This is a genomic window from Phenylobacterium sp. (assembly GCF_036402295.1).
Classification (GTDB): Bacteria; Pseudomonadota; Alphaproteobacteria; order Caulobacterales; family Caulobacteraceae; genus Phenylobacterium.
The window spans coordinates 1-17,816 of the sequence record NZ_DASWTE010000243.1; the positions used below are offsets into that span (position 1 = coordinate 1).

The window sequence follows — 17,816 nt, forward strand, 5'->3', positions numbered from 1 at the left end:
CGAAGCCTGCTTGTGGCGTGCGGCCGGCGTGTGCTGGGTCGCCGGCGATCGCCGGGGCGTCTTCCCACCGCTCGTTCTTGAAATCGGGTCCATGAAAAAGATCGAAGCCATCATCAAGCCGTTCAAGCTGGACGAGGTGAAGGAGGCCCTGCAGGAACTCGGCGTCCAGGGCATGACCGTCATCGAGGCCAAGGGCTACGGCCGCCAGAAGGGCCAGACCGAGCTCTACCGCGGCGCGGAGTACGTCGTGGACTTCCTGCCCAAGATCAAGATCGAGGTGGTCATCGCCGACGACCAGCTCGACCGCGCCATCGATGCCATCGCCACCGCCGCCCGCACGGGCCGTATCGGCGACGGCAAGATCTTCATTTCCGAGGTCCTGGACGTCGTGCGCATCCGCACCGGCGAGACCGGGACCGTCGCCATCTGACCAACAAACCTACGAGTTCAAGAAGGGGATATTCGCCATGGCCTCAGCCAAAGACATCCAGAACCTGATCAAGGAAAAGGACGTCAAATACGTCGACGTGCGCTTCACCGACGTGCGCGGGAAGATGCAGCACGTGACGTTCGACATCGACCTGGTCGACGAGGATTTCCTCACCGACGGGACCATGTTCGACGGTTCCTCGATCGCCGGCTGGAAGGCGATCAACGAGTCCGACATGAAGCTGCGGCCCGACCTGGACTCCGCAATCATCGACCCGTTCTACCAGCAGACGACGCTGGCGCTGTTCTGCGACGTCGTGAACCCCGACACCGGCACCCCCTACGAGCGCGACCCGCGCTCGATCGCCAAGGCGGCGCTGAACTTCGTCAAGGCGTCGGGTATCGGCGACACGGTGTTCTTCGGCCCCGAGGCCGAGTTCTTCATCTTCGACGACGTGCGCTGGGACACCGCCCCGCACAACACCTTCTACGCCTATGACTCCACCGAACTGCCGATCAGCTCGGGCAAGTCCTATCCGGAAGGCAACATGGGGCATCGCCCCGGCCCGAAGGGCGGCTATTTCCCCGTGAACCCGGTCGACAGCGGCCAGGACCTGCGCGGCGAGATGCTGGCCGTCATGGGCGAGCTGGGCATGAAGCCGGAAAAGCACCACCACGAGGTGGCGCCCGCCCAGCACGAGCTCGGCCTGAAGTTCGACACCATGATCGTCATGGCCGACCGGCTGCAGCTCTATAAGTACGTGATCCACAACGTGGCCCACGCCTATGGCAAGACGGCCACCTTCATGGCCAAGCCGATGTTCGCCGACAACGGCTCGGGCATGCACGTGCACCAGTCGATCTGGAAGGCCGGCAAGCCGATGTTCGCGGGCGACAAGTACGCGGGCCTGTCGGACACCTGCCTCTGGTACATCGGCGGCATCATCAAGCACGCGAAGGCCATCAACGCCTTCTCGAACTCGACGACGAACTCGTACAAGCGCCTGGTGCCCGGCTACGAAGCCCCCGTGAAGCTGGCCTACTCGGCCCGCAACCGCTCCGCCTCGATCCGGATCCCGCACGTGGACAGCCCCAAGGGCAAGCGGATCGAAGCCCGCTTCCCGGACCCCATGGGCAACCCCTACCTGACCTTCACGGCCCTGCTGATGGCCGGCCTCGACGGCATCGAGAACAAGATCGATCCGGGCCCGGCCATGGACAAGAACCTCTACGACCTGCCGCCGCGCGAGCAGAAGAAGGTGCCGGAAGTCTGCGGCAGCCTGCGCGAGGCCCTCGAGAGCCTCGACAAGGATCGGGGCTTCCTCAAGAAGGGCGGCGTCTTCGACGACGACTTCATCGACGCCTACATCGAGCTGAAGATGGAAGAGGTCATGCGCCTCGCCCTCCATCCGCACCCGGTGGAATTCGACATGTACTTCAAGTGCTAGTCGCCTGAAGTTGAGACGGATGGGGCCGCGGAGACATCCGCGGCCCTTTTCGTTTGGGCGCGCAGGCCCACGTCGGGCGAACCCAGGGATGCTGCGGGCGGCAGTTGAGCCTTGCCGGCAACCGGCTCTAGAAACGCAAGAAAATTGCGTCATCGAGTGCTCGCCTTGAAATCAGCGTTCTTCGCCGCGGCAGTCCTGCTCGCGTCCGCCTCCCCGCTCGCCGCGCAGCCGTCGCCCGGCCCGCAACCGGCGCCGATGCCGCCGGCCACGCCGGCGCCGCAGGACGTCGCCTATCCGGGCGTGATCCGCCTGGAGGTCGACGCCACCGACACCCAGCGACGGATCTGGCGGGTGAGGGAGACGATCCCCCTCGCCCAGACGGGCCGCATCACCCTGCTCTATCCGCAGTGGCTGCCCGGCAAGCACGCCCCGCGCGGCCAGGCCGACAAGCTGGCCGGGCTGACGATCACGGCGAACGGCAAGGTGATCCCCTGGGTGCGCGACACCGTCGACGTCTACGCCTTCCACATCGACGTGCCGGCCGGCGTGCGCGAGATCGTGGCCGAGTTCCAGTTCCTGACGCCCACGGCCACGAACCAGGGCCGGATCATGGCCACGCCCGAGATGCTGAACCTGCAGTGGGAGGCCGTGGCCCTCTACCCCGCCGGCTACTTCAGTCGCCGGATCATGGTCGAGCCCAGCGTGAAGCTGCCGGCGGCATGGGGCTACGGCGTTGCGCTGGACACGGTGGCCGACGACGGCGGCGTGGCGCGCTTCAAGCCGGTCGACTTCGAGACACTGGTGGATTCGCCGATGTTCGCCGGCCGATACTTCAAGCGCATCGAGCTCGATCCCGGCGCGAAACATCCCGTCCGCCTGAACGTGGTGGCCGACACGGCCGACGAGCTCGTGGTCGACGCCAAGGTCATCGAGAAGCACAAGAACCTGGTCCGCCAGGCCGACAGGCTGTTCGGCTCGCGCCAGTTCGACCACTACGACTTCCTGCTGGCCATCTCGAGCCGGCTGGGAGGCATCGGCCTGGAGCATCACCGCTCCAGCGAGAACCAGGTCGAGCCAGGCTACTTCACCGACTTCGACAAGGCCGTCGCCGACCGCAACCTGCTGCCGCACGAGTACACCCACTCGTGGGACGGAAAGTCCCGCCGGCCCGCCGAGCTGTGGACGCCGAACTATAACGTCCCGATGCGCGGCCAGCTGCTCTGGGTCTACGAGGGCCAGGACCAGTACTGGGGCTACGTGCTGGGCGGCCGCTCGGGCATGTTCTCCAAGGAGGAGAGCCTGGAGGCGCTGGCCGCCACAGCCGCCACCTTCGAGACGCGTATCGGCCGCCGCTGGCGGCAGATGGAGGACACCGGGGCCGACCCGATCATCTCGGCGCGCCGTCCGCAGCCCTGGCTGTCGTGGCAGCGCAGCGAGGACTACTACTCCGAGGGCCAGCTGATCTGGCTCGACGCCGACACCCTGATCCGCGAGCGGTCGAACGGGAAGCGGTCGCTGGACGACTTCGCGCGCGCCTTCTTCGGCGGCAAGGACGGCGACTTCACCGCCCGCCCCTACACCTTCGACGACGTGGTGAAGGCGCTGAACGACGTGGAACCCTACGACTGGGCCCAGTTCCTGAAGGTCCGGGTGAAGGACGTGGCCGTGAAGCCGCCGCTGGACGGCATCACCCGCGGCGGCTGGAAGCTCGCCTACACCGAGAAGGCCACCGACTACTTCCGGGCCATCGAGACCGCGAACAAGCAGACCAACCTCACCTACTCCCTGGGCGTGGTCCTTAACCGCGAGGGCGAGGTGGTCACGGTCCTGTGGGACAGCCCGGCGTTCAACGCGGGCGTGACGGTCTCCAGCAAGATCATGGCCGTGGACGGCATCGTCTACGACGCCGACCGGCTGAAGACCGCGATCACGGCGGCCAAGGACGGCCGGCCGATCCAGCTCCTGGTCAAGAACGGCGACCACTTCCAGACCCTGTCCATCACCTACCGCGGCGGTCTGCGCTATCCGCGCCTGGAGCGGGTTCCCGGGACGCCGGACCTGCTGAGCGAGATCTACAAGGCGAAGTAGTCAGGCCAGCCGCTCGTCCATCCACGCCCCGGCCACCCGGATCGCGCGGCGCGCAGCCTGGAGCGCGCCGCCCCAGGCGTGGAAGACGTGGATCATCTCGGGCCAGACCTCGAGGCGGACGTCGACGCGGGCGTGGGCCAGCACGTCGGCGAGGGTGAGGCTGTCGCTCAGCAGCGCCTCCTCCGAGCCGGCCTGGATCAGCACGGGCGCCACGCCTTCGAAATCCCCCAGCACCGGCGAGGCCAGCGGGTCGCGGGCGTCGAGGCCGCCCAGGTAGGCGAGCGCGGCGCTGTCGAGGCCGGCCTTGGTGATCGTCGGATCGCTCTCGGCCTTGGTCCGGTAGCTGGCGCCCGACTGGGTGAGGTCGACCCACGGGCTGATCGCGAAAAAACCGGCCGGTTGCGGCAGGCCCTCCGCCTTCAGCGCCAAGGCCAGCGCCATGGCGAGTCCGCCGCCGGCGGAGTCACCGGCCACGACGATCCGGCCGGGTTCGATCCGCCACTCGAGCAGCGCGCGATAGACCGCCACCGCGTCCTCGACGGCGGCCGGGAAGCGGTTCTCGGGGCCCAGGCGGTAGTCCGCGACGATCGCCACCGCCTTCGCCGCCTCGGCGATACGGGCCACCATCGGCCGGTGGCTGCGCGGGCTGCCCGCGGTGTACCCACCGCCGTGCAGGTAGAGGATGGTGCGGCCGGCGACGGCGCCCTGCGGCACGACCCGCTCGCACTTCACCCCGCCCATCGCCTGCGGTTCATGGAAGCAGCCGGTGGGGAGCGCGCCCATCTCGCCCATGGCGTCCATCGACGCCCGGCGCTCGGCATAGGACGGCGTCGGCGCGCCAGGGTCTGGTTGCCTGGCCGCCAACAGGGCGCGAACGCCCGCGATCTCCGGATCCTTCCAGCTGGTCACGCCGCTTGCCCCCGCGACTCGCCGCATTGCCTTGAAAGCCCGCCCTGTTCATACCGAGCCCCTCAGAATCGCACCACCTTCGAAGTCCGATGCCCAGTTCCTCCGCCAAACCAGTTCCCGACCTCTTCGGCGACGATGCCCTGAACCCTGTTCCGGCTGCGCCGCTGGCCGAGAGCCACGAGCCGCGGGCCGACGCGGCCGTCACCAAGGGCGGCGGCTACTCGGCCAAGGACATCGAGGTCCTCGAGGGGCTGGAGCCGGTCCGCAAGCGCCCCGGCATGTACATCGGCGGCACCGACGAGCGGGCGCTGCACCACCTGTTCGCCGAGGTCCTGGACAACGCCATGGACGAGGCGGTGGCCGGCCACGCCAAGGTGATCACGGTCACCCTCGACGCCGACGGCGCGCTGCATGTGACCGACGACGGCCGCGGCATCCCGGTCGACCCGCACCCGAAGCACCCCGGCAAGTCGGCCCTCGAGGTCATCATGACCGTGCTGCACTCGGGCGGGAAATTCTCGGGCAAGGCCTACGAGACGTCGGGCGGCCTGCACGGCGTCGGCGTCTCGGTGGTGAACGCGCTCTCCGAACGGGTCGAGGTCACGGTCTGGAAGGACGGCTTCGAATGGCGCCAGGCCTTCACCCGCGGCAAGCCCATCGGCTCGATCGAGAAGATGGGCCCGACCCGGAAGAAGGGCACCCAGATCAGCTTCACCCCGGACCCGGTGATTTTCGGCGAGGGCGTGAGCTTCCGGCCGGCGCGGCTCTACCGGATGGCGCGGTCGAAGGCCTATCTGTTCGGCGGCGTCGAGATCCGCTGGAAATGCGATCCGTCGCGGATTCACGACCAGACGCCGCCCGAGGCGGTGTTCCGCTTCCCGAACGGCCTCGCGGACTTCCTGGCCGAGCGGATCAAGGACCTGGAGACCGTCACCCCCGAGCCCTTCACCGGCCGCTACGAGCGCCCCGGCGAGACCGGCAAGGTGGAGTGGGCGGTGGCCTGGACGCCGGCCGGCTTCGGCGAGGCCGACAGCTTCCTGCAGTCCTACTGCAACACGGTGCCGACGCCCGAGGGCGGCACTCACGAGAGCGGCCTGCGCGCGGCGATGACCCGCGGCCTCAAGCAGTACGCCGAACTGGTGGGCGAGAAGCGTGGTGGCCTGATCACCGCCGACGACGTGGTGGCCCAGGCGGGCGCCCTGGTCAGCGTGTTCATCCGCGACCCGGAGTTCCAAGGCCAGACCAAGGAGAAGCTCTCGTCGTCCGAGGCCCAGCGCCTGGTCGAGAAAGCCCTGGCCGACCCGTTCGACCACTGGCTGACCGCCCAGCCGAAGGCCGCCAGCGCGCTGCTGCAGTTCGTCGTCGAACGCGCCGAGGAGCGGCTGAAGCGGCGCAAGGAGAAGGAGGTCGCCCGGGCGTCGGCGACCCGCAAGCTGCGCCTGCCCGGCAAGCTCGCCGATTGCGCCGGCTCGTCCACCGAGGGCACCGAGCTGTTCCTGGTCGAGGGCGATAGCGCCGGCGGCTCGGCCAAGCAGGCGCGCGATCGCAAGACCCAGGCGATCCTGCCCCTGCGCGGCAAGATCCTGAACGTCGCCTCGGCCTCCACCGACAAGTTCGGCGGCAACAAGGAGCTCTCCGACCTGTTGCTGGCCCTCGGCGCGCAGACGGGCTCGAAGTTCAAGGAGGAAGACCTCCGCTACGACCGCATCGTCATCATGACGGACGCCGACGTTGACGGCGCCCACATCGCGAGCCTGCTGATCACCTTCTTCTGGCGCACTATGCCCGACCTGATCCGGCTGGGCCGGCTCTACCTCGCGCTGCCGCCGCTCTACCGCCTGAGCCACGGCGGCAAGGCCGTCTATGCCCGCGACAACGAGCACCGCGACGCGCTGCTGGCCAGCGACTTCAAGGGCAAGAAGCCCGAGATCAGCCGGTTCAAGGGCCTGGGCGAGATGATGCCCGCCCAGCTCAAGGAAACCACCATGGACCCGAAGACCCGCACCCTGGCGCGGGTCACCCTGCCCCGCGCCGAGGAGCAGGTGGAGGACCTGGTGGAGCGGCTGATGGGCCGCAAGCCCGAGGCGCGCTTCCAGTTCATCCAGGAAAATGCCGAGTTCGCCGCCGGCGACCTGGACATCTGAGCCGGAACGGCGGCTTGGCCGCAGGCGTTTCCGGTCCGTCGAGACAGGAGCGCGCGATGGCCAAGAGCCGCAAGAAGTCCAAGGGTCTGATCCCCAAGCGGATCGCAGGCGTGAAGGTGCCGAGGAAGGTGCGCAAGGGCCGGTTCGGGGAACTGCTCGCCTCCAAGACCGGGCAGGCCGTGATCGCCCAGGCGATCCTGGGCGCCGGAGCCGTGGCCGCGGGGCTCAAGGCCAAGAAGGATCCCAAGGTGCGCAAGATGGCGCGAAAGGCCGGCCATGAGGTCTCCGACACGGCCCACGCCGCCGGCCACGCCACCGCCGAGGCGGGCTCGACGCTGGCCTATGCGCTGGGCGAGGCGGCGCGGACCTTCGCCGAAGCGCTTCGCGGCGAGCCCAGTTCGTTCGCGCGCCGCGACGCCGACGAGACCGAGTGGACGCCCGACTACGGCGCGCCCGACCCCGACCAGCGGACTGCGCCCGCGCGAAAAAAGTCCCTGGCCCAGCAGAACCCTACGCGCTGACCTTCGCTGGGCCGTCTCCGGCGCGCCGAACCCTCACCGGACGCCTCGTGGCCTTCGGCGCGCGGACGGCCGCCCGCTTTGTGGTGTGGCGGGCGCGGCGCGAGGCTCGCGCGGTGGCCGGACCCACCCGCCCGCACCTGTTCCGCGGCTTCATCCAGATCAACCTGATCCGCCCACGATGAAGGCGCCAGCTGCGGCTGATGAACCTTGCGATAGCGGCGTGCGTTGACAGCGCGAGCGTCCGCCGTATGTTCCGCGCGCGTGGCGATCTCCGTCCGCGCCGCCGCGTCGCGCCCTACCCGATTTTCGGAAAGCGCCCCGCACCCACCGTTAGCGAATGACTGAATTTTCCGATCTGGGGCTCTCGCCCGCGACCCTGAGCGCCGTCGCCGAGACGGGCTACACCACGGCCACGCCGATCCAGGCGGCGGCCATCCCCGTCGCCCTGCAGGGCCGCGACGTGCTGGGGATCGCCCAGACCGGCACCGGCAAGACCGCCGCCTTCACCCTGCCGATGATCGACCGCCTGGCGGCCGGTCGGGCCAAGGCGCGGATGCCGCGGGCCCTGGTGATCGCGCCGACCCGCGAGTTGGCCGACCAAGTATCGCTTTCCTTCGAGAAGTACTCCAAGGGCCAGAAGCTGTCCTGGGCGCTGCTGATCGGCGGCGTGTCCTTCAGCGACCAGGAACAGAAGCTGGATCGTGGCGTGGACGTGCTGATCGCCACCCCCGGCCGCCTGCTCGACCACTTCGAGCGCGGCAAGCTCCTGATGACCGGCGTGCAGATCATGGTGGTCGACGAGGCCGACCGCATGCTCGATATGGGCTTCATCCCTGACCTGGAGCGGATCTTCAAGCTGACGCCGGCGAAGAAGCAGACGCTGTTCTTCTCGGCCACCATGCCGCCCGAGATCACGCGGATCACGAAGCAGTTCCTCAGGGATCCCGAGCGGATCGAGGCGGCGCGTCCCGCCACGACGGCCGAGACGATCACCCAGAACCTCGTCCGCATTCCCACCACCGAACCCAAGGCCAAGCGCACCGCGCTGCGCGAGTTGATCGGTCGGGCCGACGTGAAGAACGGCATCGTCTTCTGCAACCGCAAGTCCGAGGTCGATGTCGTCGCCAAGTCGCTGAAAAAGCACGGCCTGGACGCGGCGCCGATCCACGGGGACCTCGACCAGTCCACGCGGACGCGCACCCTGGAGAGCTTCCGCAACGGTTCGCTGCGGCTGCTCTGCGCCTCGGACGTGGCCGCCCGCGGCCTCGACATCCCGGACGTGAGCCACGTGTTCAACTACGACGTGCCGCACCACGCCGACGACTACGTGCACCGGATCGGCCGCACCGGCCGCGCCGGCCGCTCGGGCCAGGCGTTCATGATCGTCACCCCCGCCGACAGCCGCAACCTCGACAAGGTGCTGAAGCTGATCGGCAAGACGCCGGAGGAGATCACCCTCGAGGGGATCGACTGGAGCAGCATCAAGGACGAGCCCCGCGCCGGCCGCAGCGGCGGACGCGAGCGCGGCGGTGGCCGCGACCGTGACCGCAGCCGCGGCCCCCGCGAACGCGGCGGCCGTGAGCGTGCGCCCCGCGAGGAGGCCGCCCCTGAGGTTCAGGCCGAGGCGCCGGCGCCTGCAGCCGCCGAGGAGGCCCGCCCCGCGCGCGGCCGCCGCGAGCGCGCGCGGCCCGAACGGGAAGCGCGTCCTGAGCGTGAAGCCCGGCCGGAGCGTGAGGCGCGCCCTGAACGTGAAGCCCGCCCGGCCTCCCGCGGCGACCGCCCCGCCCGTGAGGAGCGCCCTGTTCGCGACGAACGGGGTGGCCGCGACGAACGGGGCGGCCGTCGCCGCGACCGCGAGGATGACGACCGGGTGGTCGGCTTCGGCGACGACACGCCCGCCTTCCTGATGCGCGCGCCACCGCCCCGCTCAACGGATGATTAATCTGGGCCTTTAACGCGTCGTTTGGGGTCGGCCCTTAGGTTTGGGGCCATGTCGAATGATCTCGATTCCCTCCTGCGCAGCCCCAAGGCCTACGAGTGGTCACGCAAGGCCATCGAGGCCATGGAAGCCAACCGTGTGTGGCCGACAGCTCTCAACTTTGAGTTGTGGATGCACTACGTCGCGGCCAAGGACGGCGACGTGGCGAGCGAGATCAATACGGTGCTGTCGTCCGGCCAGCACTTCACCGAGCAGGTGGCCGCGACGATCGCCGAGAAGCACCTGCCCAGCGCCAAGCTGTCGGGAGAGATCCTCGACGCCGGCAAGAGCCTGACCGAAGAACTGGAAAGCGTCAGCCGGGCGTTGGAGTCCGCCCGCGAGAGCAGCGAGGCCTACGGCCAGCAACTGGCCAGCGCGTCGAAGTCGCTGGAGCACGACGAGAACGCCGAGGCCGTCCGGGCCATGGTCGAGACCCTGAGCGTCGCCACGGCCAAGGTGCGCGACGAGAACAAGACCCTCGAGACCCAGCTGGCCGAGACCAACGACGAGCTGGGCCGTCTGAAGGAGCATCTGGAGCAGGTGCGCCGCGAGGCGATGACCGATGCGCTGACCAGCCTCGCCAACCGCAAGGCCTTCGACGAGGCGCTGGCCGCCACCTGCGCCGAGGCCCAGGCCACCGGCGAGCCCCTGGCGCTGGCCATCGTCGACATCGACCACTTCAAGAAATTCAACGACACCTGGGGCCACCAGACCGGCGACCAGGTGATCCGGTTCGTGGCCAGCGTGATCGGCCGCGCCGCCCACACCAGCCGCTTCGCCGCCCGCTACGGCGGCGAGGAGTTCGCCGTGATCTTCCCCGGCGAGAGCAGCGAATCAGCGCTGGCCGTGCTGGAGGCCGCCCGCGAGGAGGTCTCGTCCCGCATCCTGAAGCGCCGCTCCACCAACGAGGACCTGGGCGCCATCACCATCTCCACCGGCATCGCCGACCTGCAGAAGGACGAGCCGCCGGTGGGTCTGATCGAACGAGCCGACGGGGCGCTCTACGCCTCCAAGCACGGCGGCCGCAACCGCACCTCGATCGCCGGCCCCGAGGCCGAGGTCCGCGCCGCCTGATCCTTTCCCTTGGCTTCCGCCGGGGTATCTGGACTTCATTCTCCTCCGAAGAACTGACCTAGGAGGACGCCATGGACGGCGCGCAGACCCCCGCCAAGGTGAAGACGTCCATCGCGGACGGCGTCGCCACGATCACGCTCAACGACCCGGGCACCCTGAACGCCGCCGGCCTGGAGCTGATGGCCGACCTGGACGCCGCCGTCAGCGCTGCAATCGCCAACTCCGAGGTGCGCGCCATCGTGCTCACCGGCGAAGGCCGCGGCTTCTGCTCGGGCGCGAACCTGTCGGGCGGCTCCGCCGGGCGCGCCACCGACTCGGGCGACGGCCCGAACCAGGCGCTGCTCAACGTCTACAACCCCTTCGTCAGCCGCATCCGCAAGTCGCCGAAGCCGCTGGTGGCGGCGGTCAACGGCGTCGCCGCCGGCGTCGGCGTGTCGCTGGCGCTGGCCTGCGACCTCGTGGTGGCCGCCGAGAGCAGCTACTTCCTGCTGGCGTTCCGCCGCATCGGCCTGGTGCCGGACGGCGGCGCGACCTGGCTGCTGCCGCGCCTGGTCGGCAAGGCCCGCGCCATGGAGCTGATGCTGCTGGGCGAGAAGCTGCCGGCCGCGACCGCCGAGCAATGGGGCCTCATCAACCGCTGCGTGCCCGACGCCGAGGTGCTGGCCAAGGCGACCGAGCTCGCCAGGGCGCTGGCCACCGGCCCGAAGTCGCTGGGCCTCACCCGCAACCTCGTCTGGCAGTCGTTGGACGCGCATTGGCACGACCAGGTCGAGGCCGAGGCCTACGCGCAAGGCGACGCCGGCCGCACCGAGGATGCCCGCGAAGGCATCATGGCCTTCGTCCAGAAGCGCCCGGCGGAGTTCAAGGGCCGCTAGCCGTTACGACTCTCAAGCTTACAGTGTAAGGACCCTCACAGTTCCGCCTGCGAGGGTCCTTTCGTGCTCACCGTCCACCATCTCGAGAACTCCCGCTCCCAGCGCGTCCTCTGGCTGCTGGAGGAGCTCGCGGTCCCCTACGAGCTGATCCGCTACGACCGCGACCCGCAGACGATGCTGGCGCCGGCGGCGCTTCGCGCCATCCATCCGCTTGGCAAGTCGCCGGTGATCACCGAGGACGGCGAGGCCATCGCCGAGACCGGCGCGGTCGTCGAGTACATCCTGGAACGTCACGGCCAGGGCCGCCTCGCCCCGCCCGCGGGCACGTCTGCGCATCGCCGCATGCGCTACTGGCTGCACTACGCCGAGGGCTCGGCCATGCCGCCGCTGCTGCTGAAGCTGGTGTTCGGAACGCTGCCCGCGCGGGCGCCCGCGTTGATGCGGCCAATCGTCAACGCGATCGCCAAACGGGCGCAGTCCGGCTTCGTCGACCCCCAGCTGCAGCTGCACTTCGACTACTGGGAGGGCGAGCTGGAGAAGGCCGAGTGGTTCGCCGGGCCGGAGTTCAGCGCCGCCGACGTCATGATGAGCTTCCCGCTGGAGGCGGCGGCCGATCGCGGCGCGGCGCGCGTGGGCCGGCCCAAGCTGGCGGCGTTCCTGAAGCGAATCCATCAGCGGCCCGCCTACCGGCGCGCGCTGGAGCGCGGCGGCCCTTACGCCTACGCGGGCGACTAGCTCTTGTGGTTGCGGCGGAGCTTCTCCAACTCCTGCTCGATCAGGCGGTCGCGCATGCCCTCGCCGTCCATGTAGACGGTGACGCCGTGGGCGGCGAGGCCGATGCCCCAGCCCAGCATCGGCCAGATGAACCAGAAGTAGTCGTCCGACGTCAGCAGGTTGATCATAACCAGGCCGGCGTTGACGATGACGTACGCCATCAGGTGGCTGCGGAACGCCAGCTTCATGTCCGCGCGGCGGATGGCCAGTCGGCGAAGTTCGACGTCGTCGGTCATGTCCGGTCCCGAGTTGCTGGCCACAGGATACCCCGTTCGGTCCGTCAGTCGAGTTTCGCTGGTGTAATGGTTACGGACTCGCCGCAGCCGCAGGCGTCGGTCTCGTTGGGGTTGCGGAAGACGAACTTCGCCGAGAGCTTGTTCACCTCGTAGTCGATCTCGGTTCCGATCAGGAACAGCACCGCCTTGGGATCGACCAGGATGGTCACGCCCTTGTCCTCGACGACCTCGTCGAGGGGATTCGCCGCTTCGGCGTACTCCAGGAGGTACTCCTGGCCGGCGCAGCCGCCGTTCTTCACGCCGACGCGCAGGCCGATGTAGGGCTTCTCGGCCTTGGCCATGATCTCCTGCACACGCGCGGCCGCGGCGTCGCTGAGCGTGACGACCTTGGGCCGGGGGCGGCGGGCGCGGGGCGTGGGGGTGATGTCGAGGTTCGCCATCAGAACATGTTCAACGCTAGCTTGGCCTCGTCGCTCATGCGCGAGGGGTCCCACGGCGGGTCGAAGACCAGGTCGACCTTCACGTTGCGCACGCCCGGGATCTCCCGGACCGCGTCCTCGACCCAGCCCGGCATCTCGCCGGCCACCGGACAGCCGGGCGCCGTCAAGGTCATGTCGATCGCCACGTCCTTGTCGTCCGAGACGTCGACCTTGTAGATGAGGCCAAGCTCGTAAATGTCGACCGGGATCTCCGGGTCATAGACCGTCTTCAGCTTCTCGATGAGCTGGTCGGTGATCGCGTCCAGTTCCGCCTGGCTGAGCGGCGGTGTCTGGGTCGGCTCTATGGCGGTCGCGTCGTCCATGGGGCTCATAGGTTTAAGCGAAGAAAGCCTGGGTCTTCGTCAAGGCGTCCACGAACGCGTCCGCCTCTTCGAGGGTATTATATAGGGCGAAGGAGGCCCGGGCGCTCGACGTCACGCCGAAACGCCGCATCAAGGGCTCCGCGCAATGGGTTCCGGCCCGCACGGCCACGCCGTAGCGATCCAGGATCTGGGCCACGTCGTGCGCATGTGCGCCGTCGACGGTGAACGACAGGATGGCGCCCTTCCCTGGCGCATCGCCGATCACCCGCAGCCAGTTGGCGCCGGCCAGCCGCTCGCGCACATGGGTGTAGAGCGCGTGCTCGTGCTCGGCCACGGCCAGCCGGTCCAACCCCGAGACCCAGTCGATCGCCGCGCCCAGGCCGATCGCCTCCAGGATCGGCGGCGTGCCGGCCTCGAAGCGGTGCGGCGGGTCGGCGTAGGTGACCTCGTCCTCGGTGACGTACCCGATCATCTCGCCCCCGCCCTGGTACGGCGGCAGCGCAGCCAGCTCGCCGGCCTTGCCGTAGAGCACGCCGATGCCGGTGGGGCCGTACAGCTTGTGGCCCGAGAAGACGTAGAAGTCGGCGTCCAGGTCTTTCACGTCGACCGGCTTGTGCACGATGGCCTGGCAGCCGTCGAACAGCACGAGCGCGCCCGCCTCGTGCGCCATCCGCGCCAGCGCCTTGGCGTCGTTGATCGTGCCCAGCACGTTCGACATGTGGCTGAGCGCCACCATCTTGGTCTTCGGGCCCAGCAGGTTCTGGTAGGCCTCGAGGTCCAGCCGCCCGTCGTCGGTGACCGGAACCCACTTCAGCACGACGCCCTGCCTCTCGCGCAGGAAGTGCCAGGGCACGATGTTGGCGTGGTGCTCCATCTGCGAGACGATTATCTCGTCGCCGGGCTGCAGGAACGTCCCGATCCCGTGGGCGACCAGGTTCACGGCCTCGGTGCCGCCCTTGGTGAAGACGATCTCGCCCGGCTCGGCGTTGATGAACGCCGCCACCTTCTGCCGCGCCGCCTCGTAGGCGTCGGTCGTCTCGTTGGCGAGCGTGTGCAGGCCGCGGTGGACGTTGGCGTAGGAGTGCTCCATCGCCTGCGTCATGGCCTCGATCACCGCGCGCGGCTTCTGCGCCGAGGCGGCGCTGTCCAGATAGACCAGCGGCTTGCCGTGGACGTGCCGCAGCAGGATCGGGAACTCGGCGCGGACGGCTTCGGCGTCGAAGGCCATGGCTAGCCTCCTCTCAGCCGCTCGGCGGCCCATGCGCGGGCGATCTCGCGCGCCGGCTCGTGCTCGATGCGGTCCACGACCTCGCCGATGAAGGCCTCGGTCAGCATGGCGCGCGCCTCGGGCTCGGGAATGCCGCGTTGGCGGGCGTAGAACAGCGCGTCCTCGTCCAGCGCGCCCACCGTGTTGCCATGGGCGCAGGCGACGTCGTCGGCGTAGATCTCCAGTTCGGGCTTGGCGTCCACCTCGGCGCGGTCCGACAGGATCAGGGCGTGGTGGCCCATGCGCGCGTCGGTGTGGTCGGCGCCCTCCGTCACGACGATGCGGCCCTGGAACACGCCGCGGGCCTGGTCGCGCACGACGCCTTTGGTGAGCTGCTCGGTCACGCCATGGAGTCCCTCGTGGGTGACCACGGTGGTCTGGTCGGCGTGGCGCTTCTCGGCCAGCAGGTAGACGCCGTCGAGGCGCAGGCTGGCGTGGCCGCCCGGATGGCGGACGAGCGTCTCGATCCGCTGCCGTCGCGCCCCTCCGGTCAGCACGGTCTGGGCGAACGCCGCGCCCGGCGCCAGCTCCACCTGCGCCTGGCTGACCGTCACGCCCTCGGCGCCGTCGGACGCCAGCACGATCCGCTCGACGGCGGCGTCCTTACCGAGGCTGAACAGCAGGCCCGTCTGGCTGAGGTAGCTGCCGGCGTCGCCTTCGTAGGTTTCCAGCAACACAAGCCGGCCGGCCGCTTCGACGTCCACGGAGACGCGGGCCGCATGGGCGCCGTCGCCTCGGGACACGACGCGCAGGGCCACGACCTTCGTCTCACCAGGCTCGACGCCGATGTGGGCCGCACCCTGGCCGTTGGCGACGACGATCGAGTCTTCGGCCAGCGCGTCGAACGGTCCGGCGCCCACCGCAGCGGCATCGACCTGCGCCGACGGCTCCGGAACCTGCCGGATCAGGCCGCGCAGGTCGGTCCAGCGCCAGTCCTCGTCGCGCTTGCCGGGCAGTTCCGCGGGATCGCGGGCGCGTATGGCGGCGGCGACGTTCAAGCGGCGGCCCTCGCGTACTTGTCGTAGCCCTCGCGCTCCAGTTCGTGGGCCAGTTCGGGACCGCCCGAGGCGACGATCCGGCCGGCCGACAGCACGTGCACGCGGTCAGGCGTGATGTAGTCGAGCAGGCGCTGGTAGTGGGTGATCACCAGCATGGCGCGGTCGGGCGAGCGCAGCGCGTTGACGCCGTCGGCCACGATCCGCAGCGCGTCGATGTCCAGGCCGGAATCGGTCTCGTCCAGGATCAGGAAGCGCGGCGAAAGCATCGCCATTTGAAGGATTTCCATCCGCTTCTTCTCACCGCCAGAGAAGCCGACGTTGAGCGCGCGCTTCAGCATGTCGAAGTCGATCTTCAGCTCCGCCGCCTTGGCCCGGGCGAGCTTCAGAAACTCGGGCGCGGTGATCTCCGACTCGCCCCGCGCCTTGCGCTGGGCGTTCAGCGCCGTGCGGATGAAGGTCAGCGCGGGCACGCCCGGAATCTCCAGTGGATACTGGAACGACAGGAAAACGCCCCGGGCGGCCCGTTCGTTCGGCTCCAGCGCCAGGAGGTCCTCGCCGTCCAGCGTCACCGAGCCATTCGTGACCTCGTAGCCCTCGCGGCCGGTCAATACGTAGCTCAGCGTCGACTTGCCGGCCCCGTTCGGGCCCATGATCGCGTGGACCTCGCCCGCGGGGATCTCCAGCGAGAGCCCCTTCAGGATCTCCTTCTCCTCGACGGCAGCGTGCAGGTTGGAAACGGACAGCATTCTATCGGGTCTCGTCGGCGAGGAACTGGGCCATGACCTTGAGCGCGTCCTCGACGGTCTCGACGGTCTCTTGCTTGCGCGGCGCGGCCGAGCCGGGGCTCGACATGCGCTTGTCGGAAAGGGTCACCGACGCCTTGCCGCCCTCGAAGTAGGCGGCGACGCGGTAGTGGTCGTGGTCGAGCGAGACCGTGTAGCGGCGCAGATCCGCCGTCAGGCCCCGCTGGTGCAGGAAGTCGCCGTCGCTGCTCACAGCCGCATGCAGCGCCTGGGCGTTGGCCAGGTCCTGCTCCTGCTGCTTGCGCACGGCCTCATCGCGGGCGCGGCGCTCCATCTCGCGGCGGGCGTATTCGGTCTCGAACACGTCCTTCAAGGAGAGGGCTTTCGGCTTTCGCGTCCGCACGCTCAAATCTCCACCGCCTTCTTATCCTCGATCCGCTCGACCACGCGGACGTCTGCGCCCGCGCCATGAGCGAAGGCGTAGGTGTCGCCGGCCGCGTCGAGGTAGCACTCGAGGTCGAAGAGGCCCCTGGCAGGGTCCAGGAACGTGATGGCCGTGGCCCGCGTGCCGGCCGGGATCTCCTTCGGCATCGCCTCGCAGTTGCCCTGCGCGGTGGCCGCGAGCGCGCGCACCAGCACCACGCTGTCCCACTCGCGGAGCATATTCCCGTCGGCGTCCACCGCCGTCTGCTCGCCGTCGTAGGTCGGTCGGCTCATCCGACACTCCCTTCGAGGCTGATGGCGACCAGCTTCTGCGCCTCGACGGCGAATTCCATCGGCAGCTCCTGCAGCACGTCCTTCACGAACCCGTTCACCAGGAGCTGCACCGCCTCCTCCTGGCTAAGGCCGCGCTGCATCGCATAGAACAGCTGGTCTTCGGAGAGACGTGTGGTTGTGGCCTCGTGCTCGAACACCGACTGGCCGTTGCGGGCCTCGATGTAGGGCACGGTGTGGGCGGCGCAGTGCTTGCCGATCAGGAGGCTGTCGCACTGGGTGAAGTTGCGCGCGCCCTTGGCCTTCGGGTGCGCCGAGACCAGGCCGCGGTAGGTGTTGGAGCTCTTCCCCGCCGAAATGCCCTTTGAGATGATTCGCGAGCGGGTGTTGGTCCCCAGGTGGATCATCTTGGTGCCGGTGTCGGCCTGTTGGCGGCCGTTCGTGATGGCGATCGAGTAGAACTCGCCCGAGCTGTCGTTCCCGCGCAGGATGCAGGACGGGTACTTCCAGGTGATCGACGACCCGGTCTCGACCTGGGTCCAGCTCACCTTCGAGCGGTCGCCGCGGCAGTCGGCGCGCTTGGTGACGAAGTTGTAGATGCCGCCCTTCCCGGTTTCCGGGTCGCCCGGGTACCAGTTCTGGACGGTCGAGTACTTGATCTCGGCGTCCTCGAGGGCGACCAGCTCGACCACGGCGGCGTGCAGCTGGTTCTCGTCGCGCATCGGGGCCGTACAGCCTTCGAGGTAGCTCACGTAGGCGCCCTTGTCGGCGATGATCAGGGTGCGCTCGAACTGGCCGGAATTCTCGGCGTTGATC

Annotated in this window: 20 protein-coding genes; 10 read left to right on the top strand and 10 right to left on the bottom strand. The window is 68.9% G+C overall.

Features of this window, described 5'->3' with window-relative positions:
- Positions 1-91 precede the first annotated feature (91 nt).
- The 3 genes from VGD44_RS15060 (at position 92) to VGD44_RS15070 (ending at position 3,965) form a co-directional block, all read left to right on the top strand.
- On the top strand, positions 92-430 hold the full coding sequence (locus VGD44_RS15060; protein WP_331088486.1) for a P-II family nitrogen regulator: 339 nt from the start codon (positions 92-94) through the stop codon (positions 428-430).
- A gap of 37 nt (positions 431-467) precedes the next feature.
- On the top strand, positions 468-1,877 hold the full coding sequence (gene glnA, locus VGD44_RS15065; RefSeq protein ID WP_331088488.1) for a type I glutamate--ammonia ligase: 1,410 nt from the start codon (positions 468-470) through the stop codon (positions 1,875-1,877).
- Between the two features lie 156 nt (positions 1,878-2,033).
- Entirely contained in the window at positions 2,034-3,965 is a 1,932-nt protein-coding gene (locus VGD44_RS15070; protein WP_414694667.1) for a M61 family metallopeptidase, read from the top strand.
- Here the strand turns inward: VGD44_RS15070 and VGD44_RS15075 are convergent, their stop codons facing one another.
- Positions 3,966-4,874, bottom strand: coding sequence for an alpha/beta hydrolase (locus VGD44_RS15075; RefSeq protein ID WP_331088492.1), 909 nt, complete (start codon positions 4,872-4,874; stop codon positions 3,966-3,968).
- Between the two features lie 89 nt (positions 4,875-4,963).
- Between VGD44_RS15075 and parE the strand changes: the two genes are divergently transcribed.
- From parE to VGD44_RS15110, 7 genes are all read left to right on the top strand, one after another.
- Positions 4,964-7,018 carry a DNA topoisomerase IV subunit B gene (gene parE, locus VGD44_RS15080; protein WP_331088494.1) on the top strand — a complete coding sequence of 685 codons (2,055 nt, stop codon included), beginning with the start codon at positions 4,964-4,966 and terminating at the stop codon, positions 7,016-7,018.
- A 56-nt stretch (positions 7,019-7,074) separates the two neighbouring features.
- Complete coding sequence (locus tag VGD44_RS15085; RefSeq protein ID WP_331088496.1) at positions 7,075-7,539, top strand: hypothetical protein; 465 nt, start codon at positions 7,075-7,077, stop codon at positions 7,537-7,539.
- 47 nt (positions 7,540-7,586) lie between these two features.
- Positions 7,587-7,721, top strand: coding sequence for a hypothetical protein (locus VGD44_RS15090; protein ID WP_331088498.1), 135 nt, complete (start codon positions 7,587-7,589; stop codon positions 7,719-7,721).
- A gap of 155 nt (positions 7,722-7,876) precedes the next feature.
- Positions 7,877-9,481, top strand: coding sequence for a DEAD/DEAH box helicase (locus VGD44_RS15095; protein ID WP_331088500.1), 1,605 nt, complete (start codon positions 7,877-7,879; stop codon positions 9,479-9,481).
- Positions 9,482-9,529: 48 nt separating this feature from the next.
- Positions 9,530-10,591: a GGDEF domain-containing protein gene (locus tag VGD44_RS15100; RefSeq protein WP_331088502.1), complete on the top strand. Its 1,062-nt coding sequence runs from the start codon at positions 9,530-9,532 to the stop codon at positions 10,589-10,591.
- Positions 10,592-10,662: 71 nt separating this feature from the next.
- The gene (locus VGD44_RS15105) at positions 10,663-11,466 is read left to right on the top strand and encodes an enoyl-CoA hydratase/isomerase (protein ID WP_331088505.1); all 804 of its coding nucleotides are present in this window, start codon (positions 10,663-10,665) and stop codon (positions 11,464-11,466) included.
- A gap of 63 nt (positions 11,467-11,529) precedes the next feature.
- Complete coding sequence (locus VGD44_RS15110; protein ID WP_331088507.1) at positions 11,530-12,201, top strand: glutathione S-transferase; 672 nt, start codon at positions 11,530-11,532, stop codon at positions 12,199-12,201.
- On the opposite strand, the gene VGD44_RS15115 is transcribed toward VGD44_RS15110, so the two are convergent.
- From VGD44_RS15115 to sufB, 9 genes are all read right to left on the bottom strand, one after another.
- Positions 12,198-12,476, bottom strand: a complete 279-nt coding sequence (locus tag VGD44_RS15115; RefSeq protein ID WP_331088509.1) for a 2TM domain-containing protein — start codon at positions 12,474-12,476, stop codon at positions 12,198-12,200. The genes VGD44_RS15110 and VGD44_RS15115 overlap by 4 nt on opposite strands.
- Before the next feature lie 44 nt (positions 12,477-12,520).
- Positions 12,521-12,916, bottom strand: a complete 396-nt coding sequence (locus tag VGD44_RS15120; protein WP_331088511.1) for an iron-sulfur cluster assembly accessory protein — start codon at positions 12,914-12,916, stop codon at positions 12,521-12,523.
- The gene (locus tag VGD44_RS15125) at positions 12,916-13,278 is read right to left on the bottom strand and encodes an SUF system Fe-S cluster assembly protein (RefSeq protein ID WP_331088513.1); all 363 of its coding nucleotides are present in this window, start codon (positions 13,276-13,278) and stop codon (positions 12,916-12,918) included. The genes VGD44_RS15120 and VGD44_RS15125 overlap by 1 nt, the downstream gene beginning before the upstream one ends.
- 13 nt (positions 13,279-13,291) lie before the next feature.
- On the bottom strand, positions 13,292-14,506 hold the full coding sequence (locus tag VGD44_RS15130; RefSeq protein ID WP_331088515.1) for a cysteine desulfurase: 1,215 nt from the start codon (positions 14,504-14,506) through the stop codon (positions 13,292-13,294).
- A gap of 2 nt (positions 14,507-14,508) precedes the next feature.
- Positions 14,509-15,543, bottom strand: a complete 1,035-nt coding sequence (sufD, locus tag VGD44_RS15135; RefSeq protein WP_331088518.1) for a Fe-S cluster assembly protein SufD — start codon at positions 15,541-15,543, stop codon at positions 14,509-14,511.
- Entirely contained in the window at positions 15,540-16,289 is a 750-nt protein-coding gene (gene sufC, locus VGD44_RS15140; protein ID WP_331088520.1) for a Fe-S cluster assembly ATPase SufC, read from the bottom strand. Before sufC ends, sufD begins: the two co-directional genes overlap by 4 nt.
- A gap of 1 nt (position 16,290) precedes the next feature.
- Positions 16,291-16,689, bottom strand: coding sequence for a hypothetical protein (locus VGD44_RS15145; RefSeq protein WP_331088523.1), 399 nt, complete (start codon positions 16,687-16,689; stop codon positions 16,291-16,293).
- 2 nt (positions 16,690-16,691) lie between these two features.
- A complete protein-coding gene (locus tag VGD44_RS15150; protein ID WP_331088525.1) occupies positions 16,692-17,003 on the bottom strand; it encodes a hypothetical protein in 312 nt (103 codons plus the stop codon).
- The coding region (sufB, locus tag VGD44_RS15155; RefSeq protein ID WP_331088527.1) for a Fe-S cluster assembly protein SufB at positions 17,000-17,816 on the bottom strand (817 nt) is incomplete at its 5' end. The genes VGD44_RS15150 and sufB, both read right to left, overlap by 4 nt.